Origin of the sequence: Burkholderia sp. Ap-955, assembly GCF_011753045.1 — a bacterium.
Classification (GTDB): Bacteria; Pseudomonadota; Gammaproteobacteria; order Burkholderiales; family Burkholderiaceae; genus Burkholderia; species Burkholderia lata_D.
On record NZ_VWWH01000090.1, the window covers coordinates 1 to 22,508 of the forward strand.

The following is a 22,508-nucleotide window of genomic DNA, read 5'->3' on the forward strand; positions in this document are numbered from 1 at the left end:
CCCGATGCGGCAGCACCGGAAGCGGCAGCGGCGCCGGAACCGGCGGCAGCCGGCGCGGCGGTGGCGGCGGCGCCCGATGCGGCTCCGGCCGCCGGTGCGAGCTGTGCCGGTACCGACTTCACGGTCGCACCCGGGCGCACCTTCTCGCCGCCCTGCACGATCACGTGGTCGCCCGCCTGCAGACCGCCTTCGACGATCCAGTTCGGGCCCTGCATACCGGTGGTCTTCAGCGGACGCGGCTCGACCTTGTTGCTGGCGTTCACCACCATCGCGATCGCCTGGCCCTTCTGGTCATGCGTGACGCCGATCTGCGGCACCAGGAACGCGTTCTCGTTCACGCCTTCCTCGATCCGTGCGCGCACGAACATGCCCGGCAGCAGCACGCGGCCCGGGTTCGGGAACACCGCGCGGATCGTCACCGAACCGGTGGCCTGGTCGACCGTCACGTCCGAGAACTGCAGCTTGCCGGCTTCCGAGTAGGTCTTGCCGTCTTCCAGGATCAGCGACACCTTCGCGGCGCCCGGGCCGCTCGTCTTCAGGCGGCCGCTCTGCACGTCCTGGCGCAGCTTCAGGCCTTCGAGGCTCGACTGCGTGAGGTCGACGTACACCGGATCGAGCTGCTGCACCGTCGACATCAGCGTGGCCTGGCTCGCCTGCACGTACGCGCCCGGCGTCACTTGCGAAATGCCGACGCGGCCGGTGATCGGCGACACGACGTCGGTATAGCCGAGGTTGATCTGCGCGGTATCGACCGCCGCCTTGCCGGCCGCGACGTCCGCCGCGGCCTGGCCCTGCGTGGCCACCGCGTTGTCGTAGTCCTGCTTGCTGACCGCGTTCGCGGCCACCAGCACCTTGTAGCGCGCGACCAGTGCGTTTTGCGTGACGAGGTTCGCCTGCGCCTTCGCGAGCGTTGCCTTCGCGCTGTTCAGTGCGGCGACGTACGGCGCCGGATCGATCTTGTACAGACGCTGGCCGGCCTTGACGTCGGTGCCTTCGGTGAATTCACGACGCAGCACGATGCCGTCGACTCGTGCGCGCACCTGCGCGACGAGGAATGCGCTGGTGCGGCCCGGCAGTTCGCTGAAGACCGGTACGGCTTGCGGTTGGACGGTGACGACGCCGACTTCCGGCGTTTGCGGCGGCGGTGCCGATTCTTTTTTCCCGCACGCGGCCAGGAAAACGGCGGCCGTCGCGACAGTGATTAAGCGGTATGGAACCCGTTCGACGCGCATGGAGCGACCTCTGTGTATAACCAATGGAATAAGTGCCGCACCCGACCGGAGCGAGCGCAACACGGATGCGCCTCACGGCGCAGATCGAACACCTGAAATACTGGACTGCTAGATACAGCAAGCGGCACGAAACCTCCGTGCCGACAGGTTGCCCCGCACTGCGGACTGGTACTTTGGCGGGAATCAGCAGAGTGGGATATTAACTGATTGCCACTTGGGTCATTCGATCGTAGGGTGGTATTGTATATACATTCATGAATGTATGTAAAAAGCCAGTTTGTGCCCCGCCCGCTGTCCAGTCTTACAGATTGTTACCAGCCGCAAGCATAGCCAGTCTATATGACTGCGCAGAGGGTTGCAGACCCTATATTCACCTACGATCATTCCAATCAGGCCTGCACATGGTCAGACGTACCAAGGAGGAGGCGCTCGAGACGCGTAACCGCATTCTCGACGCCGCCGAACACGTGTTCTTCGAGAAGGGCGTGTCGCACACGTCGCTCGCGGACATCGCCCAGCATGCCGGCGTGACGCGCGGTGCGATCTACTGGCATTTCGCGAACAAGAGCGAACTGTTCGACGCGATGTTCGACCGCGTGTTTCTGCCGATCGACGAGTTGAAGCGGATGCCGCTCGACGCGCCGGGCGGCAATCCGCTCGAGAAGATCCGGCAGATCCTGATCTGGTGCCTGCTCGGCGTGCAACGCGACGCGCAGTTACGCCGCGTGTTCAGCATCCTGTTCATGAAGTGCGAGTACGTCGCGGATCTCGAGCCGCTGCTCCAGCGCAACCGTGCGGGCATGAGCGAGGCGCTGCACGCGATCGATGCCGATCTCGCGGGAGCCGTGCGGCTCAAGCTGCTGCCCGAGCGGCTCGATACGTGGCGCGCGACGCTGATGCTGCACACGCTCGTCAGCGGTTTCGTGCGCGACATGCTGATGCTGCCCGACGAGATCGACGCCGAGCAGCATGCGGAAAAGCTCGTCGACGGCTGTTTCGACATGCTGCGCTTCAGCCCGGCGATGCTGAAGAACGGCGACTGACCGCGCGACGAGCGCTCGCTTGTGGTGTTTGTTTCATCGGGCGGCGCGCCAACCTCGCCAACGCGCTGCCCACGCCCTCTCCCATCTCCCTCCAGTTTCAGGCCGCCTTCGCGCGCTGCGCGCGGGCCCGCCGGTTCGACGCGGCGACCGAATCGCGCTTCGGCATCGGCGCACCGGCCAGTCCCGCGATCCACGCGTCGGTCGACATCACGGCTGCGAAATTCGACTGGAACACGACCGCGTACGTGCGGTGAATCTCCTCGGCGCTTACCGCGCCTGCTTCGTTCTCGTACGGCAGCGCACCCGTCGCGTCATTGAGGTACTCGACATTCAACCCCGCGTGCGCCGCGTGATAAACCGTCGACGCGTTGCAGTTGTGCGTCATGTAGCCGGCCACCGCGAGCGTGTCGATCCCGTGTGCCTCGAGCCACGCGGCGAGGTCGGTACCGGCAAACGAGCTTGCCAGCTTCTTCTCGATCAGGTGCGCGTATGGCCGGCCGGCAACGACAGCGTGCAGCGCGACGCCGTCGGAACCGGGCGCGAAAATCGGCGCGCCGGCCGGTGCGACGTGCTGGACGACGATCACCGGCACGCCGGCCGCATGCGCGGCATCGATCGCGCGGCCGATGTTCGCGAGCGACACGTCGAGCGGCGGATATTCGATCGGCAGGTTGCCCGTCACGTATTCGTTCTGGACGTCGATCACGATCAGTGCGCGACGGGCAGCCGGACGGGAAACGGCTTGGGAAGCGGAATGCGGGACGGTGTTCGACATGGCGGGCTCCTGGTCCGGGGGGCGCGGCCCCGCCCCGGAATGGGACGGCCAGCGGCGCGATGCGATGCATTGTCGGCGCGCATCGTTCGCGGGGACAGTGGCCCGATAGCCATTCTTCGATAGAATCGGGCCATCGCCATTCCGGAGCCCGTCATGACCGCCGCCGCCTCGTCCCCCCGGACCGCCCAGCCTGCTCCGACCGTCGTTGCCGTGATCGCGTATGACGGCATCAGCCCGTTCCACCTGTCGGTGCCGTCGGTCGTGTTCGGCAAGGAACGCGACGCGGCTGCCTCGCCCGTGTTCGAGTTCCGCGTCTGCTCGGCCGAACGTGGCCCGCTGTCGACGACGGGCGGCTTCACGATCACCGCGCCGTACGGGCTCGACGGGCTCGAGGACGCGGACATCGTCATCGTGCCGGCATGGCGCGATCCGGACGAAGCGCCGCCCGACGTGCTGCTCGACGCCGTCCGCGCGGCCGCCGCACGAGGCGCGCAGCTTGTCGGGTTGTGCCTCGGCGCCTACGTGCTCGCCGCGGCCGGCCTGCTCGACGGCCGCCCGGCCACCACGCACTGGGCGTGGGCCGACGACTTCGCACAACGCTTTCCGCGCGTGAAGCTCGATCCGGACGTGCTGTACGTGGACGACGGCAACCTGATGACGTCGGCCGGCACGGCCGCCGGGCTCGACTGCTGCCTGCACGTCGTCCGGCTGCGGTTTGGCTCGGACGCCGCGAACCAGATCGCGCGCCGCCTCGTGATCCCGCCGCACCGGCAGGGCGGGCAGGCGCAATACGTGCCGCAGCCGGTGGCCGCGCACCCGCGCGATGCACGGCTCGCGGGCCTGCTCGACTGGGTGCGCGCCCACCTCGACGCCGGACACAGCGTCGATTCGCTCGCCGAACGCGTGCTGATGAGCCGGCGCACGTTCACGCGCCATTTCCGCCAGGCGACCGGCACGACCGTCACCGCGTGGCTGCAGGCCGAGCGGCTCGCGCGCGCGCAGCATCTGCTGGAAACCACCGGGCAATCGATCGATGCGATCGCGCAGGCAGCCGGCTACGGGTCGAGCGTGTCGCTGCGCCAGCATTTCGCGGGCACGCTCGGCACGTCGCCGTCGGCATATCGAAGGGAATTTCGCGGCGCCGGAGCCGGCGCCGATGTCGTGCGGTAACGCGCGCGGCGAGTAGGCCTCGCTGCGGAACCGGCCGGCCGCTCAGCCGCCGTTGATCCAGCGCGCCGCGTAAAGCAGCAGCGCGACGAACACGATCATCGCGGCCCACGCCCACACGGGCACCGTGCCGGCGCCGCGATGCGGGAGCGCGCCGGCGGCACGCCCGGTCAGCGCGCCGCCGAGGTGCGGCGGCAACGCACGCTTCGTCGCGGCCACCAGCGACGCCGGCCGCAGGAACACGTGCTGGCGCCGTGGCGCGGCCGAGCGCGCTCGGTTCGGCGCGAGACCGTGCTTCGCCTGCACGACCGCGCAAAATTCACGGAAGAAATCGTCGGTCCATTCGCGCAGCGTATTTTCGATCTGCCGCCCCGGCAGCTCGGTGAGCGGGCCGCTCGCCGTCGCCCAGACCACATACTCGATGCGCGTGGCGTTCGCGTCGTCGTCCGGCATCAGCACGAGTTCGACCTGGCCGCGCAGCGCGCCGAGCCCGTCGGCCCGCGCCTTGAAGTTGATCACGCGGCGCGGCTGCCCTTCCGCGTCGCCCTGCTCGGCGGCCGCATGTGCACGCACGTCGTAGCGGGCGCGCAGCGGGCCGAGCGGCACCGTGATCGTCAGCGCAAACTCGCCGTGCGCAAGCTTCACGAAGGATTCGCAATGGTCGAAGCTCGCGCGCAGCAACGCGAGATCCTCGAACGCCTCCCGCACGACGGGCGGGGCGAGCGGTATGCGTAACGAGTCGTTCAGTTCCATGGCGCCTCCCCGATGAACACGCGCCGCATCAGGACGTCTCGACGAGACTGTCGATCCGTGCAGTGTCGAAGGCAACGTAGTGCGCGAGCGCCAGCGCAGCCGCCTTCGGTTCCTCATAACTCCATGCGGCGTTCTCGATCACGCCGTCTTCGGTCTGCAAGTCGAAGTGCACGGCCTCGCCCCTGAACGGGCAGGCCGACGTGACGCCCGACTTCACGAGCCGGCGCATGTTGACGTCGCGGCGCGGCAGGTAGTGGGTGTCCGGCAGACCCGTTTCGCGCACGGTCAGCGCGCCGTGCGAATCGGCGTACGTGATGCCGCGATGGATCACCCGCACGCGATGGCGGTTCGGCACGATTTCGAGACGAGGGTCGGCTGCGTCGGACATCGTTTCTCCTTGGGGCGCCCAGGCCAAGCCGGGCTCAGGAAACGAAAAAGCCACGGCACGGGTGCCGTGGCTTTCATTATGGGCGAAACCGCAGCCGAATGCGCAACCCCGGCCGGGGCCGCGCGCGGCGGGCTACTGCGCGCTCCACTGGAAGGCGGCTTTCGCGCCGCCCTTCTCGCCGACCGTGACGGCGCGGGATTCCTCGTTGCCCTGGTACGACGCCTGCACCGTATAGCGGCCCGGCGGCACCTTCACGAGCATGTACGGCCCGCGCGCGTCGGTCTTCAGCACTTCGGCACCCTTGCCGTCAACGATCCGCACATGGACGTCGGCCAGGAACTCACCGCCCTTGCCGGTGAACCGCAGCGCCAGCGGCCAACTCGGCTCGTTGCGCTGGAACGCCGTCGATTCGTCCAGCCCGACGCCGCCGGACACGAAGGTGACGTCGCCCTGCTGGCGCGCGGCGGGCAAGCCGTCCGACTGCGCGTACGCGCCGGTCGCTCCGGCTGCGAGGCCGGCGGCCAGCGCCGCGGCGACGGCAAATCGGGACACGTTGCGTAGATATTGCATGGCTCTCTCCTTGGGGTCGGAACACATACAGGGCGCCGCGTCACATATCCAGAACGGCGGGGGCGCCCGCCGCGGCCGGCCTGGCCGGCCGTCGGCCGTAGCCGGTCAGCTCAGGTCGACCGGCACGAAGATCTGTGCATTATCGCGCTGGATCAGCAGAGCAAGACTGTTGCCTGCCCCCTTGACCGCGTCGCGCAACTGCTCGGGGCTCGTGACCGGGCGGCCGTTGACCGCGAGGATCACGTCGCCGGGCTGGATGCCCGCGTTGGCGGCCGGCCCGCCGGCCTGCTGCACGATCAAACCATGCGACAGGTTGTTGGCACTGCGCTCCTGCGGCGACAGCGGACGCACCGCGACGCCCAGGCGCCCCTGCTCGACCGGCCCGCCGTCGTTCGATGCGAGCTTCGCGTCGGCCATCGCGCCGAGCGTCACGCTGATCGACTTCTTCGACTTGTCGCGCCAGATCTGCAGGTCGGCCTTCGAACCCGGCTTCAGGTTCGCGATCTGCGCGGGCAGCGACGTCGAATCGGCGACCGGCGAGCCGTTGACCGACAGGATCACGTCGCCCGGCTGCAGGCCGGCCTTCGCGGCCGGACCGTTGGCGTCGACCGAGCTGACGAGCGCGCCGTCCGGCTTCTGCAGTCCGAACGAGCTCGCGAGCGTCTGGTTCAGCCCCTGCACGGCGACGCCGAGGCGGCCGCGGCTCACGTGGCCCGTCTTCACGAGCTCGTCCTTCACCTTGATCGCCTCGTTGATCGGGATCGCGAACGACAGGCCCTGGAAGCCGCCCGTCTGCGAGTAGATCATCGAGTTGATGCCGATCACCTCGCCCTGCAGGTTGAACAGCGGGCCGCCCGAGTTGCCGGGGTTCACCGGCACGTCGGTCTGGATGAACGGCGTGTAGTTCTCGTCCGGCAGCGCGCGCGACTTCGCGCTGATGATGCCCGACGTGACCGTGTTGTCGAAGCCGTACGGCGAACCGATCGCGACGACCCACTGGCCGACCTTGCTCTGCGCCGGGTCGCCGATCTTCACGGTCGGCAGGCCGCTCGCGTCGATCTTCAGCACCGCGACGTCGGACTGCTTGTCGGAACCGACGACCTTCGCCTTGTATTCGCGCTTGTCGGTCAGCTTGACCGTGACGACGTTCGCGCCGTCGATCACGTGCGCATTGGTGAGGATGTACCCGTCGGAGCTGATGACGAACCCGGAACCGAGGCTCGCGCTCGGCTGGTCGTCCGGCTGCGCGTCACCGCCCATGCCCGGCACCTGACCGTAGAAGTGCTTGAAGAACTGGTAGAACGGATCGCTCGGATCGATCGGCAGCTGCGGCTGCGGCACGCGCCGCGACACCTGCTTCACGACGTGCTTCGCGCTGATGTTCACGACCGCTGGACCGTAGGTCTCGACGAGCCCGGAGAAATCGGGGATGCCGGTCTTCGCGGCCGCTTCGGCCGGCATCAGTGCGGCGGCCTGCGCGGGCGTGATGATCTGCGGATCGGCGCGACGGGTGCCGGCGACATAACCGGCGGACAGGGCGGCCGCCACGGCGACCGCGACGGCGCCGCGCGCAAGGAATCGGGTGTTCATCGTAGGACCTCCTCTTTGTTAGGACGCAGCGTAACGACCCTGACTTAAAGGAGGCTTAATCCGCCTTAAGCGGGGCTTAAGCGGCCGCCGGCGCCCGCCCGGGGGCGTTCTTCACACGGATTCGGACGGCTGCGGCGCCTCGGCCGGCATCTCGGCATCGCGGAACACGACGCTGACGAGCAGGCCGCCCGCGGCCGCGTCGCCGAGCGACACCGTCGCGCCCTGCTGCGCGGCCACGCGCTTGACGATCGCGAGCCCGAGCCCGCTGCCCGACACGTCGGTGCGCGCCCGCGCGGAGCTGTCGCGGTAGAAGCGGTCGAACACGCGTTCGCGCTCGTCGGCCGGAATGCCGGGCCCGCTGTCGCCGATCTGCACGCACGCGCGGCCGGCCGCGTCGCGGGTCAGCGACACGTCGATGCGGCCGCCGTCCGGCGTGTACTTCACCGCGTTGTCGAGCAGGTTGCCGAACATCACGCGCAGTGCACCGACGTCCGCGACGACGCTCGCCGCGCGCGTCTCCTCGAAGCCGAGATCGATGTCGCGCCGTTGCGCGAGCGGCGCGAGCGCGGCCACGCATTCGGTGAGGAGTGCCTGCAGGTCGACCGGCTCGCGCATCGTCGCGCCATCCGGTTCGGCGCGGGCGAGCGCAAGCAGCTGCTCCGTGAGACGCGTCGCACGCGACACGCCATCCTGGAGATCGGCGACCGCCTCGCGGCGCGACGCGTCATCCTTCGCGCGGGCGACGAGCTGCGCCTGGATCTGCACGGCCGCGAGCGGCGTGCGCAGTTCGTGCGCGGCGTCGGCCACGAAGGCCTTCTGCGTATCGAGCGCCGCCGCCAGCCGCGCGAGCAGCCCGTTCAGCGCCCGGACGAGCGGCTGCACCTCGAGCGGCAGGCGCGCATCGGGCAACGGATCGAGCGCTTCTGGCCGGCGCGCCTCGACCGCGCGCGTCACGCGGGCGAGCGGCGCGAGCCCGCGCCCGACGATCACCCACACGGCCGCGCCGAGGAACGGCAGCAGCACGATCAGCGGCCACAGCGTGCGCAGCGCGACGTTCGCCGCGAGCCGGTTGCGCACCGACAGCGGCTGCGCGAGCTGCACGACGTTGTCGCCGACGATCGCGCCGTACACGCGCCATTCGCCGCGATCGGTGCGTTCGGTCGAGAAGCCGAGCTCCGCGCGCGGCGCGATCGGCGCACGCGGATGCGAGAAGTACATCAGCACGCCGTTGCGGTTCCAGATCTGGATCACGATGCCTTCGTCGCCGTTGGTGCGCGAGCCGAACACCTGCGAGAACGGCTCGGACGGCAAGGCCGCGGCGATTTCCTGCAATTGGTAGTCGAACAGTTCGTTCGCTTCGGCGAGCGCCTGCCGGTAGATGAGCCAGCCCGCGATGCCCACGCCCGCGACGACGATCGCGAGCAGCCAGATCAGCAATTGATGACGAATCGACCTCACGCGTCAGCTTTCCTTGACGACCATGTAGCCGAGCCCGCGCACGTTGCGGATCAGGTCCGAGCCGAGCTTCTTGCGCAGCGCGTGGATGTAGACCTCGACCGTGTTGCTGCCGATCTCCTCGCCCCAGCCGTACATCTTCTCCTCGAGCTGGCTCTTCGACAGCACCGCGCCGGGCCGCGCGAGCAGCGCCTCGAGCAGCGCGAACTCGCGCGCCGACAGCGCGACGGGCGCGCCGTCGAGCGTCACCTGGTGCGAAGCGGGATCGAGCGTCAGCGCGCCGTGGCGGATCAGCGATTCGCTGCGCCCGGCCTGGCGGCGGATCAGCGCGCGCATCCGCGCGCCCAGTTCGTCGAGGTCGAACGGCTTGACGAGGTAGTCGTCGGCGCCCGCGTCGAGCCCCTTCACGCGATCGGCCACCGCGTCGCGCGCGGTGACGATCAGCACCGGCAGCGCCAGCCCGCGTGCGCGCAGCGTGCGCAGCACGTCGATGCCGTCGCGCTTCGGCAGGCCGAGATCGAGCAGCAGCAGGTCGTACGTCTCGCCGCCGAGCGCCGTCAGCGCGGCGTCGCCGTCCTGCACCCAGTCGACCGCAAAGCCGTCCGAGCGCAGCGCCTTGCGCACGCCTTCGGCAATCATTCGATCATCTTCGACAAGCAGAATCCGCATCGGGACAGGCATCCATGGGGCGAGTCAAACACGGCGACCATTGTAGCGCCGCGAACCGGGCGCGCGGCACCGTGCAATGCAACAGAAAGGCGGATTGCAAGGGGGCTGTCCGGACTTGTCTCTACAATGTGCGCTTTGGCGCCGCGCGCGCCCTGCCCGAACGTCGTGCTTCTCCCGTATTCGCTCATGCCGATTTCCGATCTTTCCACCCGGTTCGCCCCCCGCGCCCGCGTCTGCCTGAAGGCGGCCGCCATCGTCGCCACCTGCACGGCCCTCGCCTTCGCGCCGTCCGCGCAGGCCCGCAAGAAATCCCACAAGGAAGCGCGCAAGACCACGGTCGTGTCGCCCGCCGCGCGCGCGGCCGGCCTGCCGGCGTCCGTGCTCGTCGCGCTGCAGCGCGCGAAGGTGCCGGCGTCGGCGATGAGCGTCGTCGTCGAGCGCGTCGGCGATCCGGAACCGCTGATCGCGTGGAATGCGAGCCGGCCGATGATGCCCGCCTCGACGATGAAGCTCGTGACGACCTTCTCGGGCCTGTCGATCCTCGGCCCCGACTACCGCTGGCGCACGACCGCCTACACGGACGGCACGGTCGACCCGGACGGCACGCTGCAGGGCAACCTGTACATCAAGGGCACCGGCGATCCGAAGCTCGTGCCCGAAGAGCTGATCGATCTCGTCGACAAGCTCCGCAAGGCCGGCGTCAAGCGGGTGGCCGGCGGCCTCGTCCTCGACAAGAGCTACTTCGCGACCTCGACGCGCGACCTCCCTTCGTTCGACGACGACGCGAGCGCGCCGTACAACGTCGGCCCCGACCCGCTGCTGTACGCATTCAAGGCCGTGTCGTTCACCGTCACGCCGGGCGACGACGGCAAGGTGGCCGTCGACGTGCTGCCGCCGCTCGCCGACCTGTCGATCGACAACCAGCTGGTCGAAGGCACGGGCTCGTGCAGCGCGGCCGCCGCGGCCGCGCGCCCGACGCTGACGGCCGGCGGCGGGATCATGACTGCCTCGTTCGCGGGCGACTACCCGCTGCGCTGCGGCGCGCACACGACCAACCTCGCGATCCTCGATCACACCACATTCTTCGCGCGCGGCTTCCTCGCTCTGTGGCAGCAGGACGGCGGCACGATCGCGGGGCCGGTGAGCGAAGGCAAGGTGCCGACCACCGCGCGGCCCCTCGCCGTGCATCACAGCCCGGTGCTCGGCAGCATCGTCTACGACATCAACAAGTTCAGCAACAACGTGATGGCGCGCAACCTGTTCCTGACGATCGGCGCGGTCAGCGGCAAGCCGCCCGCGACGCCCGAGCAGTCGAGCCGCGTGATCCAGGCGTTCCTGCAGAAGAACGGCATCGCGATGCCCGACCTCGTGCTCGAGAACGGTTCGGGCCTGTCGCGCGAAGAGCACGTGAGCGCGCTGTCGCTCGCCGCGCTGCTGCAGGCCGCGAACGCGAGCCCCGTCGCGCAGGCGTTCGTCGATTCGCTGCCGATCGCCGGCATCGACGGCACGATGAAGAACCGCCTCACCAACGCCGGCGTGCTCGGCAACGCGCACATCAAGACCGGCACGCTGCGCGACGTGCGCGCGATCGCCGGCTACGTCGCCGGTGCGGACGGCCAGAGCTACATCGTCGTGAGCTTCATCAACAACGATCACGCGGAAGCCGCGCGCGCCGCGCACGACTCGCTGCTCGAGTGGATCTACGCCGGCGCGCACTGACGTTGCCCCACGCCGCGACACACACGGCGCGCCCATGACCGGTTGCCGGCGCGCGTCGGCCCGTCTCGGCATCGCGGCGGCACCGCGCAACGGGTCGCCCTGACGCGCCGCCGGGGCGGCCTGCCAGCGCCTCCGCGCACCGAATCCCGCCCTCCCCGGTTTGAAACGCCAGCCGCCACCAGCGCACGACACCCCGCGCGCCACCCACGCCCACAAAACAGGGCCACACCGCCCGCCCCCGTGCGGCGCGGCTTCCGTAAAAACCCTGTCCTCAGAGGGAACCCTCTACGCTGCCCCCTCGCCTAGCGCGTGGCGATTGCGTAGGCTGTTGGCCTGACCGATATCTACAACGGGCCACACGCCCGGCCTCAAGGCTTGCAGGGGAAAGAAGGAGACACGCCCATGCGATTCGACGTCGAATTGCTTCTGCTCGCGCTGGCGCCCGTCTTCCTGCTCTGCATCGCGTGGGAGGCCTGGCACCTCGCCCGCACCCGTGCGCAGGACCCTGTCTATGCGTGGCGCGACACGCTGTGCAACGCGGCGCTCGCGCTGATGCACCAGGGCGCCGACAAGATCGCGTGGCTGTTCGTGATCCCCGTCTATGCGTACTGCTACCAGCACTATCGGCTGTTCACGTGGCACGACGGCTGGCTGTCGTTCGCGATGCTGTTCGTCGCGCAGGATTTCCTCTACTACGTCTTTCATCGCGCGAGCCATCGCGTGCGCTGGCTGTGGGCCGCGCACGTGGTGCACCACTCGTCCGAGCGGATGAATTTCTCGACCGCGTTCCGCCAGAGCCTGATGTACCCGGTCGCGGGGATGTGGGTGTTCTGGCTGCCGCTCGCGTTCGCCGGCTTTCCGCCGCAACAGGTCGTCGGCATCGTGCTGATCAACCTCGCGTTCCAGTTCTTCGTGCACACGCAGGCGATCGGCAAGCTCGGCTGGCTCGAATACGTGCTGAACACGCCGTCGATCCACCGTGCGCACCATGCGCGCAACGCGCGCTACGTCGACCGCAATTACGCAGGTGTCCTGGTGATCTGGGATCGCCTGTTCGGCAGCTATGTCGAGGAAACGCCCGACGATCCGCCGCAGTATGGGATCGTCGAGCGGCTCGGCTCGAACAACCCGCTCGTCGCGACGTTCCACGAGTGGGTATCGATGGCCGGCGACGCGTTGCGCGTCGACGGCTGGCGCAACAAGCTGCGCGCGATTTTCGGCCCGCCCGAATGGGCGAGCGCTTATCATGCGCAGATTGCCGAGGCCGCGAACCCGGATCCGCGCACCGTGCCGCTTGCGGCTGCGCGAGACCAATAAACCGTTTCAGCCAACGGCCGCCGCGCAGCCCCGAACCGGGCAGGCACGCGGCAGATGAGAAACACATCAGGCCATATCTACGAGGAGATCGAACGATGCAGACACAACGACACGCACCCGCCCGCACCCGTCAGCGCATGCTGCGCACCGCGCAGGTCGCGATCGCCGGCGCCGCGCTCGCGCTGCTCGCCGCATGCGGCGGCGGTGACGACAACAACAGCAACAGCGCATCGAACACGCCGCCGTCGGGCGTGACAATGCAGGTCGTGTCGTTCGGCGACAGCCTGTCCGACGCGGGCACCTACTCGCAGATCAAGCTCGGCTTCGGCGGCGGCCGCTTCACGACCAACCCGGGCCAGGTGTGGACGCAGAACGTCGCGCAGTACTACGGCGACACGCTGCAGCCCGCGAACCAGGGCGGTTTCGGCATTCCGCTGCAGGCCACCGGCGGTCTCGGCTACGCACAGGGCGGCTCGCGCGTGACGCAGCAGCCGGGCATCGGCCATGCGGACGCCAGCGTGCCGAACGCCGATTACGCGCAAGCGACCACGACGCCGATCGCCGACCAGGTCAAGCAATACGTGTCGCAGCACGGCAGCTTCAACGCCGGCCAGATCGTGCTGCTGAACGGCGGCGCGAACGACATCTTCTACCAGGTCGCGGCGCTGCAGGCCGGCGCGATCACGCCGACGCAGCTGCAGCAGAACATCGGCGCCGCCGCGCAACAGCTCGCGGGCATCGTGCAGCAGATCGTCGCCGCCGGCGCGACGCACGTGTTCGTGTCGAACGTGCCGGATATCGGCGGCACGCCGCTCGCGCTCCAGGGCGGCTCGCAGACGACCCTCACGCAACTGTCGATGCTGTTCAACGGCACGCTCGCCGCGACGCTGCAGGCGCTCAAGGTCGACACGACCAAGTACGTGCTGCTCGACACGTTCACGTGGCAGGACGGCATCCTCGCGAACTACAAGGCGAACGGCTTCGACGTATCGAACACCGACACCGCGTGTAACCTGAAGGCGATGGTCCAGGCCGCCACGCAATACGGCGTCGCGAACGCAACCGCATTCGGCTCGTCGCTGTTCTGCTCGCCGCAGACCTACACGGTCGCGAACGCGGATCAAACCTACATGTTCGCCGACACGGTCCACCCGACGACGCACCTGCATGCGCTGTTCGCACAGTTCGCCGAACAGCAGATCGCGAAATCCGGCGTCGGCAAGTAAGCCGCCGGCCACGCGCCCAAACGAAAACGCCCGACCGGTTTGCCGGTCGGGCGTTTTTCATTCGTGAACCGCGACGGGTATCAGTCGCGCGCTTCGAACGCAGCCGCCGCGCGGCCGAGGCGATCGTTGACCGCGATCCATTCGACGGTCTCGGGCAGCTTCTCGACCAGAATCCGCGCCACCTGCGCGCGGTCGAGCGCACGCAGCATCCCGTACAGGTCGCGCGCATACGCCTGCGGATCTTCCGGCGCCGCGACGAAATGCACGCCGTCGGCCTGCGCCCAGCGTCCCGCGCGCGATGCGCGTGCGACGAGCGCGACACGCTCGCCGTCGGTCTGCGCGGCCGCGAGCAGCGGCTCGAGCGCGTCGAACGGCAGCAGCGCGAGCGGCGTGCGCGGCGCGTAATGCGCTTTCAGCGTGCCCGACGCGCGCGGCGCGGTCGCGTCGCTGCCGTCCGGCAGTTGCGGTGCGCGGCCGAGCACGTCGGCGATCTGCTGCGGCGTCACGTGGCCCGGGCGCAGCAGCGCCGGGAAGCCGCGCGACAGGTCGAGGATCGTCGATTCGATCCCGACTTCCGATGCGCCGCCGTCGAGCACGTGCACGGTGTCGCCGAATTCGTCGCGTACGTGCTGTGCGGTGGTCGGGCTCACATGGCCGAACCGGTTCGCGGACGGCGCAGCCACGCCGCCATGCCCGTCGCGCCGCGCGCTGAACGCGGCCAGCAGCGCCTGTGCGACCGGATGCGACGGGCAGCGCAGCCCGACCGAATCCTGGCCGCCGCTCACGGTGTCCGGAATGCGCGCGTGGCGCTTCAGGATCAGCGTCAGCGGGCCCGGCCAGAACGCATCGATCAACGCCTGCGCGTCGGCCGGCAGATCGTCGGCCCAGTAGCCGGGATCGCCGCCCGGCGGCAGGTGCACGATCACCGGATGATTCGCGGGCCGCCCCTTCGCCGCGTAGATGCGCGCGACGGCCTCGGGATTCGCCGCATCGCCGCCAAGCCCGTAGACGGTTTCGGTCGGAAAGGCGACGAGCTGGCCCGCGTCGAGCAACGCGGCGGCCGCGTCGATCTGCGCGGCCGTCACGGTGTTCGGGAGGTCGATGGACATCGGCTGGCGTCTCAGTCGAGCGGCACGCGCAGCAGCTGCGCGCACGCGGTGGCCGCGGCAACGGCTTCGTCGCGCGTTTCGGCCGTGAAGTTCACGTGGCCCATCTTGCGGCCGACGCGCGCGTCTTCCTTGCCGTACAGGTGCAAATGCGCGGCCGGCATCGCCGCGACCGTATCCCACGGCGGCGTGACGGCATCAGCCGCCGCACCGTTCGGGAACCACACGTCGCCGAGGATGTTCAGCATCGCGGCCGGCGAATGCTGGCGCGGGTTGCCGAGCGGCATGCGCGTCATTGCACGCACCTGCTGCTCGAACTGGCTCGTTGCGCATGCATCGACCGTGTAGTGGCCGGAGTTGTGCGGGCGCGGCGCCATCTCGTTCGCGACGAACGAACCGTCTTCCAGCACGAAGAATTCGACGCACAGCACGCCGACGTAGCCGAGCGTATCGGCGATCCGCACGGCGGCCTGCTGCGCCTCTTCGACACGCGCGGCATCGGCGGCCGGCGCGGGCACGACCGTCAGCGCGAGGATGCCGTTGTGGTGCGCGTTCTGCGCGAGCGGGAACGCGGCCGAGCGGCCGTCCGCGCCGCGCGCGATCAGCGCCGACACTTCGTATTTCAGCGGCAGGCGCTTCTCGAGCACGCATGGCACGCCGTTCAGCGCCGCATGCGCGTCGCGCGCTTCCTGCGCGGTGCTCACACGCACCTGGCCCTTGCCGTCGTAGCCGAGCCGCGCCGTCTTCAGGATGCCCGGCAGCACCGCGTCGAGCGCGGCGTCGTCGAGCGCGGCAAGCGCCGCCGACGATTCGATCACGACGTGCGGCGCGACGGGCACGCCCGACGCTTCGATGAAGCGCTTCTCCGCGATCCGGTCCTGCGCGACCGCGACGCAGCGGCCGGCCGGCGCGACGAACGTCGTGCGCGCGAGGAAATCGAGGCTCGCGGCCGGCACGTTCTCGAACTCCGTCGACACCGCCTCGCACAGGTCGGCCAGTTCGGCGAGCGCGGCTTCGTCGTCGTAGGCCGCGCGCAGGTGGCGGTCGGCGACCGCGCCGGCGGGGCTCGTCGGATCGGGATCGAGCACGGCGACGCGATAGCCCATCGACTGGGCGGCAAAGCAGAACATGCGGCCGAGCTGGCCACCACCGACCATGCCAAGCCACGCGCCGGGCAGGATCGGGGAAACGGAATCAGGAGTTGCGGTCATGTCAGTGGTCGGTCGCGGCGGGCGCTGCCCGCCGCAGTGGGGAGGTCAGGCAGCCGCGACACGCGGCCGCCGGTGCGCCGTCATTCCAGCGGCGGCAGCACCATCGCGTGCGCGGCTTCGTTCTGGCGCACGCGGAACGCGGCGAGCCGGTTCGCATAGTCGACCGAGTTGCCGGACAGGATCGACACCGCGAACAGCGCGGCGTTCGCGGCACCGGCCTCGCCGATCGCGAACGTCGCGACGGGCACGCCCTTCGGCATCTGCACGATCGAGTGCAGCGAATCGACACCCTTCAGGTACTTGCTCGCGACCGGCACTCCGAGCACCGGCACCGTGGTTTTCGCGGCCAGCATGCCGGGCAGGTGCGCCGCGCCGCCGGCGCCCGCGATGATCGCGCGCAGCCCGCGCTCGCGCGCCTTCTCCGCATAGTCGAACATCTCGTCGGGCATCCGGTGCGCGGACACGACCTTCGCTTCGTACGGCACGCCGAATTCCTGCAGGATGGCAACCGCGTGCTTCATCACGCCCCAGTCGGAACTCGAACCCATCAGCACGCCGACGAGCGGCGCGCTGTGCGTGTGGGCAGTCTGAACTTCGCTCATGTGTTCCGTTCCCCAATCAGGCCAGCGACTGGCCCGTGATGCGCTCGAGCGCTTCCTGGTACTTCGCGGCCGTCTTCTCGACCACGTCGGCCGGCAGCGCCGGCGCCGGTGCCGTCTTGCCCCACGGCTGCGCCTCGAGCCAATCGCGCACGAACTGCTTGTCGAACGACGGCGGGTTCGTGCCGACTTCGTACTGGTCGGCCGGCCAGAAGCGCGACGAATCGGCGGTCAGCACTTCGTCCATCAGGTACAGCTGGCCGTGGTTGTCGAGGCCGAATTCGAACTTCGTGTCGGCGATGATGATGCCGCGCGTGGCCGCGTAGTCGGCCGCTTCCTTGTACAGCTTGATCGAGATGTCGCGGATCGTCGCGGCCAGCTCGGTGCCGATGCGGCGCTCGGTTTCCTCGAACGTGATGTTCTCGTCGTGCTCGCCCATCTCGGCCTTCGCGGCCGGCGTGAAGATCGGCTCGGGCAGCTTCTGCGCGTTCTGCAGGCCTTCCGGCAGCTGCACGCCGCACACGGCGCCCGACGCCTGGTATTCCTTCCAGCCGCTGCCGGCCAGGTAGCCGCGCACGACCGCTTCGATCATGATCGGCTCGAGGCGCTTGACGACCACGCCGCGGCCCTTCACCTGCTCGACCTCGTCGGCCGCGACAACCGTTTCCGGCGCGTCGCCCGTCAGGTGGTTCGGCACGATGTGCGCGAGCTTGTCGAACCAGAAGTTCGCCATCTGGTTCAGCACGCGGCCCTTGTTCGGAATCGGCTCGCCCATCACCACGTCGAATGCCGACAGGCGATCGGTCGTGACGATCAGGAGCTTGTCGTTGCCGACCGCGTAGTTATCGCGGACCTTGCCGCGACCGAGGAGCGGCAGCGAGCGGAGCGTGGATTCGTAGAGGGTAGACATCGTCTTTTCGCAGATAAGGAGCCAAACAAAAAGGGAAAACGCCGTTCCCCGCGGCAGGCGGGAACGGCGGTCTTGCAATACGTCGGCGAACCGGCCGGGCGACGGCGCCCGGGCGGTTGCCGGCCGGCCCTCGTTCGGCCGGACGGAACGGCTGCGGGGCCGGATCAGATCCGGCCAGACAGCCTTGCCTTTGCCCACATCGGGCGCGGCAATCGTACTACAGTCTCAGCGCACGACCTGTGCGAGCGCGCCGGACTTGTACTGCTCGGCGATCTTGTCGAGCGCCATCGGCTTGATCTTGCCGGCCTGGCCTTCGCAGCCGAACGCGAGGTAGCGATCGACGCAAACCTGCTTCGCGGCTTCGCGCGCGGGCTTCAGGTAGTCGCGCGGATCGAACTTGCCCGGGTTCTCGAACAGGTAGCGGCGGATCGCACCGGTGATCGCCAGACGCAAGTCGGTGTCGATGTTGATCTTGCGCACGCCGTGCTTGATGCCTTCCTGGATTTCCTCGACCGGCACGCCGTAGGTTTCCTTCATGTCGCCGCCGAATTCGCGGATCTCGGCCAGCAGTTCCTGCGGCACCGACGACGAACCGTGCATCACGAGGTGGGTGTTCGGGATGCGCGCGTGGATTTCCTTGATGCGCTGGATCGACAGGATGTCGCCCGTCGGCTTCTTCGAGAACTTGTACGCGCCGTGCGACGTGCCGATCGCGATCGCGAGTGCATCGCACTGCGTGAGCTTCACGAAGTCGGCAGCCTGCTCCGGATCGGTCAGCAGCTGCTCGCGGGTCATCGTGCCTTCCGCGCCGTGGCCGTCTTCCTTGTCGCCCTTCATCGTCTCGAGCGAGCCGAGCACGCCGAGCTCGGCTTCGACCGTCACGCCGATCGAGTGCGCCATCTCGACGACCTTGCGCGACACGTCGACGTTGTACTCGTACGACGCGACCGTCTTGCCGTCGGCTTCCAGCGAACCGTCCATCATCACGCTGGTGAAGCCGCTGCGGATCGCGGCCATGCAGACTGCCGGCGACTGGCCGTGATCCTGGTGCATCACGACCGGGATGTGCGGGTAGGACTCGACTGCTGCTTCGATCAGGTGGCGCAGGAACGGCTCGCCCGCGTACTTACGCGCGCCGGCCGATGCCTGCATGATCACGGGCGCGCCGACCTGGTCCGCCGCCGCCATGATCGCCTGGACCTGCTCCAGGTTGTTCACGTTGAAGGCCGGCAGGCCGTAACCGTGCTCTGCCGCGTGGTCCAGCAATTGACGCATTGATACGAGAGGCATTGTGGAACTCCATGGAATGAAAACCGGTGCGCCCTGACGCCGGCGCGGCGCTCGCTCCCGGTCGAACCCGGGGTGGCGCGGCGCGGCTGAGCGTCGAATAGCCGCATTTTATCGCGAAGCGCCTCCGATTCCGACCGCCCGGTGGCGCCGACTCGCAATTTGTTACGTTCGCACGGCACAATGCGGGCAAAAATGAGAAAAAAAGCCGCGCGGGGCTTCGGACCCCACGCGGCTTTCGTATCAAAAACGGTGCCGGATCGATTTTTCAGCCGATCCGGGCGGCCGGCCCGCAGGCCGGCCCGATGCCCGGTCGGCGCTCAATAGTGCTCGCCGACCCGCACGATCTTCAGCGTATTGGTGCCGCCCGCCTGCCCCATCGGCTCGCCGACGGTCAGCACGACCATATCGCCGTGCTGCACGTAGCCCTGCTTGACGACGATCTCGAGCGCCGCCTGCAGCGCCGAGTCGCGGTCGCTGTTGAAGTCGACATGCAGCGGCGTCACGTTGCGGTACAGCGCCATCGTGCGCTCGCTGCCGACGCGCGGCGTCAGCGCGAAGATCGGCACGTGCGTGTAGTGACGCGACATCCACAGCGCGGTCGCGCCCGATTCGGTCAACGCGATGATCGCCTTCGCGCCCAGGTGGTAGGCGGTGAACAGCGCGCCCATCGCGATCGACTGGTCGATCCGCGTGAACGTGCGGTCGAGGAAATCCTTGTCCAGCTCGACTTCTTCCGACTTTTCTGCTTCGACGCACACGGCCGCCATCGTCTCGATCGTGACGACCGGATACTTGCCGGCGGCCGTCTCGGCCGACAGCATCACCGCGTCGGTGCCGTCGAGCACCGCGTTCGCGACGTCCGACACTTCCGCGCGGGTCGGCACCGGCGCGTAGATCATCGATTCCATCATCTGCGTCGCGGTGATCACGAGCTTGTTCGACTCGCGCGCCATCCGGATCATCCGCTTCTGCAGCGCCGGCACGGCCGCGTTGCCCACTTCCACCGCGAGGTCGCCGCGCGCGACCATGATGCCGTCGGACGCATCAAGAATGCTCTGCAGCGCAGGAATCGCCTCCGCGCGCTCGATCTTCGCGATCATCTTCGGCTTGATGCCGTACGGTGCGCCCGCGATGTTCGCGAGCTGGCGCGCCATTTCCATATCGGTCGCGTTCTTCGGGAACGACACCGCCACGAGGTCCGCGCCGAGCGACATCGCGGTGCGGATGTCTTCCATGTCCTTCGCGGTCAGCGCGGGCGCCGACAGCCCGCCGCCCTGGCGGTTGATGCCCTTGTTGTTCGACAGCTCGCCGCCCACCTTGACGATCGTGTGAATCTCGTCGCCGAGCACGCGCTCGACGGTCAGTACGATCAGGCCGTCGTTCAGCAGCAGCAGGTCGCCCGTGCGCAGGTCACGCGGCAGCTCCTTGTAGTCGAGGCCGACGCGCTCGTCGTTGCCCAGCTCGCAGCCCGCGTCGAGGATGAAGGCCTGGCCCGGCTCGAGCGTCGTCTTGCCGTTCTCGAACTTGCCGACGCGGATCTTCGGGCCCTGGAGGTCGGCCATGATCGCGATCTCGCGGCCGACCTTGCGGGCGGCCTCGCGCACCATCTCGGCGCGCTGGCGGTGATCGTCGGCCGTGCCGTGCGAAAAATTGAGCCGCACGACGTCGAGGCCCGCCTGCATCATCTGCAGCAGAATCTCCGGCGAACTGGAAGCCGGGCCGATCGTGGCGACTATCTTGGTGGCGCGCTGCATGAAACTCCTCATCTGGATCAAGGTGGATGCGCTGGGTGAAACGCTGCGAGAGCCGGAAGCGGCAGGCCCAGCGGCCGCCGCTCCGGGGGGCGTGCCGGTGCTTGCGCCCGGCATCGCTTTGTTCTGAATCTCGTGGTGCTGCTCGGCCGCGTCGCCGGCGGCCGCCGGTGCGCGCGGGGCGGTGTTCGCCCGCGCGGGCGCGCGTTTGCGCTTGCCCGCGCCGGCCGTCGGCTCCGCTTTCGCGGAGCGCGCGGCCTTCGTCACCCCTGCGCGCGCCGCCACGCTCAGGCCGCCCGCGTTTCCAGCACTTCCACCGCCGGCAGCTTCTTCCCCTCGAGGAACTCGAGGAAGGCGCCGCCGCCCGTCGAGATGTAGCTGACCTGGTCATGGATGCCGTACTTCGCGATGGCCGCGAGCGTGTCGCCGCCGCCCGCGATCGAGAACGCGGACGATTTGGCGATCGCTTCAGCGAGCGTCTTGGTGCCGTTGCCGAACTGGTCGAACTCGAACACGCCGACCGGGCCGTTCCACACGATCGTGCCGGCCTTCTCGAGCTGGCTCGCGAGCGCCTTGGCCGTATCCGGGCCGATGTCGAGGATCATGTCGTCCGCTTCGATGTCGGCGACCTGCTTCACCGTGGCGACCGCCGTCGGCGAGAATTCCTTGGCGGTGACGACGTCGGTCGGGATCGGTACCGACGCGCCGCGCTCGCGCGCTTCGTCGATGATCGCCTTCGCTTCCGCGACGAGGTCGGCTTCCGCCAGCGACTTGCCGATCGACAGGCCGGCCGCGAGCATGAACGTGTTCGCGATGCCGCCGCCGACGATCAACTGGTCGACCTTGCCGGCCAGCGACTTCAGGATCGTGAGCTTGGTCGACACCTTCGAGCCGGCGACGATCGCCACCAGCGGGCGGGCCGGGTTGCCGAGCGCCTTGCCGAGCGCGTCGAGTTCGGCGGCCAGCAGCGGGCCCGCGCACGCGACCGGCGCGTACTTCGCGATCCCGTGCGTGGTCGCTTCCGCGCGGTGCGCGGTGCCGAACGCGTCGTTCACGTACACGTCGCAGAGCTTCGCCATCTTCTGCGCGAGCTCGTCCGAATTCTTCTTCTCGCCCTTGTTCACGCGGCAGTTCTCGAGCAGCACGACCTGGCCCGGTGCGACGTTCACGCCGTTCTCGACCCAGTTCGAGACGAGCGGCACGTCACGGCCGAGCAGCTCGGCGAGGCGCTTCGCGACCGGCGCGAGCGAATCTTCCGGCTTGAATTCGCCTTCGGTCGGACGGCCGAGGTGCGACGTGACCATCACGGCCGCGCCGGCGTCGAGCGCGGCCTGGATGGCCGGCACGGACGCGCGCACGCGCGTGTCTTCGGTGATGTTGCCCTGGTCGTCCTGCGGGACGTTCAGGTCGGCGCGGATGAATACCCGCTTGCCGGCGAGCTGGCCGGCGGCGATCAGGTCGGTAAGACGCTTGACTTGGCTCATGTTGAACAAATTGAAGTAGTGGATGGGGAAAGGGGGTTCACGCTGGACGTGCGCGGGCTGCCGCGAAAGGGCGCCGGATGCGGCCGTGGCTGGCGGTTCGCATGACGCGCACGGGTAAAAAATCTCGAACGGGCATTCTAGCCGATCCACCCGGCAGACTGACCCGCGGGCGGCGAATTCCGCCTATTTGGGATCGCGCGCGGGAACGGACACATTGCCGCAACGCAGCAATGCACCCGCGCGCGCGGCCGGT

Annotated in this window: 21 protein-coding genes; 6 read left to right on the forward strand and 15 right to left on the reverse strand. The window is 68.7% G+C overall.

The window, feature by feature from the left end; all coding sequences use genetic code 11:
- A partial coding sequence (locus F3J15_RS30760; protein ID WP_166895954.1) for an efflux RND transporter periplasmic adaptor subunit occupies window positions 1–1,232 on the reverse strand: 1,232 nt, incomplete at its 3' end.
- 401 nt (window positions 1,233–1,633) lie between these two features.
- Between F3J15_RS30760 and F3J15_RS30765 the strand changes: the two genes are divergently transcribed.
- On the forward strand, window positions 1,634–2,275 hold the full coding sequence (locus F3J15_RS30765) for a TetR family transcriptional regulator (protein ID WP_069248739.1): 642 nt from the start codon (window positions 1,634–1,636) through the stop codon (window positions 2,273–2,275).
- A 97-nt stretch (window positions 2,276–2,372) separates the two neighbouring features.
- Here the strand turns inward: F3J15_RS30765 and F3J15_RS30770 are convergent, their stop codons facing one another.
- Complete coding sequence (locus tag F3J15_RS30770) at window positions 2,373–3,050, reverse strand: cysteine hydrolase family protein (RefSeq protein ID WP_166895956.1); 678 nt, start codon at window positions 3,048–3,050, stop codon at window positions 2,373–2,375.
- 153 nt (window positions 3,051–3,203) lie between these two features.
- Between F3J15_RS30770 and F3J15_RS30775 the strand changes: the two genes are divergently transcribed.
- The gene (locus F3J15_RS30775) at window positions 3,204–4,220 is read left to right on the forward strand and encodes a helix-turn-helix domain-containing protein (protein WP_166895958.1); all 1,017 of its coding nucleotides are present in this window, start codon (window positions 3,204–3,206) and stop codon (window positions 4,218–4,220) included.
- Between the two features lie 42 nt (window positions 4,221–4,262).
- On the opposite strand, the gene F3J15_RS30780 is transcribed toward F3J15_RS30775, so the two are convergent.
- The 6 genes from F3J15_RS30780 to F3J15_RS30805 all read right to left on the reverse strand — a co-directional run bounded on the left by F3J15_RS30780 (window position 4,263) and on the right by F3J15_RS30805 (window position 9,642).
- On the reverse strand, window positions 4,263–4,970 hold the full coding sequence (locus F3J15_RS30780) for an SRPBCC domain-containing protein (RefSeq protein ID WP_089446323.1): 708 nt from the start codon (window positions 4,968–4,970) through the stop codon (window positions 4,263–4,265).
- A 28-nt stretch (window positions 4,971–4,998) separates the two neighbouring features.
- The gene (locus F3J15_RS30785; RefSeq protein ID WP_069248742.1) at window positions 4,999–5,358 is read right to left on the reverse strand and encodes a DUF427 domain-containing protein; all 360 of its coding nucleotides are present in this window, start codon (window positions 5,356–5,358) and stop codon (window positions 4,999–5,001) included.
- Window positions 5,359–5,490: 132 nt separating this feature from the next.
- Window positions 5,491–5,928 carry a carboxypeptidase-like regulatory domain-containing protein gene (locus tag F3J15_RS30790; RefSeq protein ID WP_069248743.1) on the reverse strand — a complete coding sequence of 146 codons (438 nt, stop codon included), beginning with the start codon at window positions 5,926–5,928 and terminating at the stop codon, window positions 5,491–5,493.
- Between the two features lie 105 nt (window positions 5,929–6,033).
- Entirely contained in the window at window positions 6,034–7,518 is a 1,485-nt protein-coding gene (locus F3J15_RS30795; protein WP_069248744.1) for a DegQ family serine endoprotease, read from the reverse strand.
- A 111-nt stretch (window positions 7,519–7,629) separates the two neighbouring features.
- Complete coding sequence (locus tag F3J15_RS30800) at window positions 7,630–8,976, reverse strand: ATP-binding protein (protein ID WP_069248745.1); 1,347 nt, start codon at window positions 8,974–8,976, stop codon at window positions 7,630–7,632.
- A gap of 3 nt (window positions 8,977–8,979) precedes the next feature.
- Entirely contained in the window at window positions 8,980–9,642 is a 663-nt protein-coding gene (locus F3J15_RS30805; protein ID WP_021164091.1) for a response regulator, read from the reverse strand.
- Window positions 9,643–9,828: 186 nt separating this feature from the next.
- Here F3J15_RS30805 and dacB point away from each other — a divergent pair, with 186 nt between their 5' ends.
- The 3 genes from dacB (at window position 9,829) to F3J15_RS30820 (ending at window position 13,904) form a co-directional block, all read left to right on the forward strand.
- Window positions 9,829–11,361 (forward strand): D-alanyl-D-alanine carboxypeptidase/D-alanyl-D-alanine-endopeptidase, encoded by a 1,533-nt coding sequence (gene dacB, locus F3J15_RS30810; RefSeq protein ID WP_069248746.1) that lies wholly within the window; start codon window positions 9,829–9,831, stop codon window positions 11,359–11,361.
- 402 nt (window positions 11,362–11,763) lie between these two features.
- Window positions 11,764–12,678, forward strand: coding sequence for a sterol desaturase family protein (locus tag F3J15_RS30815; protein ID WP_166895960.1), 915 nt, complete (start codon window positions 11,764–11,766; stop codon window positions 12,676–12,678).
- A gap of 95 nt (window positions 12,679–12,773) precedes the next feature.
- Entirely contained in the window at window positions 12,774–13,904 is a 1,131-nt protein-coding gene (locus F3J15_RS30820) for an SGNH/GDSL hydrolase family protein (RefSeq protein WP_166895962.1), read from the forward strand.
- Between the two features lie 80 nt (window positions 13,905–13,984).
- Here F3J15_RS30820 and F3J15_RS30825 read toward each other — a convergent pair whose 3' ends face one another.
- From F3J15_RS30825 to pyk, 6 genes are all read right to left on the reverse strand, one after another.
- A complete protein-coding gene (locus tag F3J15_RS30825) occupies window positions 13,985–15,013 on the reverse strand; it encodes an L-threonylcarbamoyladenylate synthase (RefSeq protein ID WP_166895964.1) in 1,029 nt (342 codons plus the stop codon).
- A gap of 11 nt (window positions 15,014–15,024) precedes the next feature.
- The gene (locus tag F3J15_RS30830) at window positions 15,025–16,221 is read right to left on the reverse strand and encodes a 5-(carboxyamino)imidazole ribonucleotide synthase (RefSeq protein WP_089484513.1); all 1,197 of its coding nucleotides are present in this window, start codon (window positions 16,219–16,221) and stop codon (window positions 15,025–15,027) included.
- A gap of 80 nt (window positions 16,222–16,301) precedes the next feature.
- A complete protein-coding gene (purE, locus tag F3J15_RS30835) occupies window positions 16,302–16,823 on the reverse strand; it encodes a 5-(carboxyamino)imidazole ribonucleotide mutase (protein ID WP_166895966.1) in 522 nt (173 codons plus the stop codon).
- 16 nt (window positions 16,824–16,839) lie between these two features.
- On the reverse strand, window positions 16,840–17,730 hold the full coding sequence (locus tag F3J15_RS30840; RefSeq protein ID WP_089426236.1) for a phosphoribosylaminoimidazolesuccinocarboxamide synthase: 891 nt from the start codon (window positions 17,728–17,730) through the stop codon (window positions 16,840–16,842).
- Between the two features lie 225 nt (window positions 17,731–17,955).
- A complete protein-coding gene (gene fba, locus F3J15_RS30845) occupies window positions 17,956–19,020 on the reverse strand; it encodes a class II fructose-bisphosphate aldolase (RefSeq protein WP_166895968.1) in 1,065 nt (354 codons plus the stop codon).
- A gap of 317 nt (window positions 19,021–19,337) precedes the next feature.
- Window positions 19,338–20,774 (reverse strand): pyruvate kinase, encoded by a 1,437-nt coding sequence (gene pyk / locus F3J15_RS30850; RefSeq protein WP_069248753.1) that lies wholly within the window; start codon window positions 20,772–20,774, stop codon window positions 19,338–19,340.
- On the opposite strand from pyk, the gene F3J15_RS38165 reads away from it, so the two are divergent.
- Entirely contained in the window at window positions 20,773–20,901 is a 129-nt protein-coding gene (locus F3J15_RS38165) for a hypothetical protein (protein ID WP_256093618.1), read from the forward strand. The genes pyk and F3J15_RS38165 overlap by 2 nt on opposite strands.
- A 157-nt stretch (window positions 20,902–21,058) precedes the next feature.
- Here F3J15_RS38165 and F3J15_RS30855 read toward each other — a convergent pair whose 3' ends face one another.
- Complete coding sequence (locus F3J15_RS30855) at window positions 21,059–22,255, reverse strand: phosphoglycerate kinase (RefSeq protein ID WP_027789226.1); 1,197 nt, start codon at window positions 22,253–22,255, stop codon at window positions 21,059–21,061.
- Window positions 22,256–22,508: the final 253 nt, after the last annotated feature.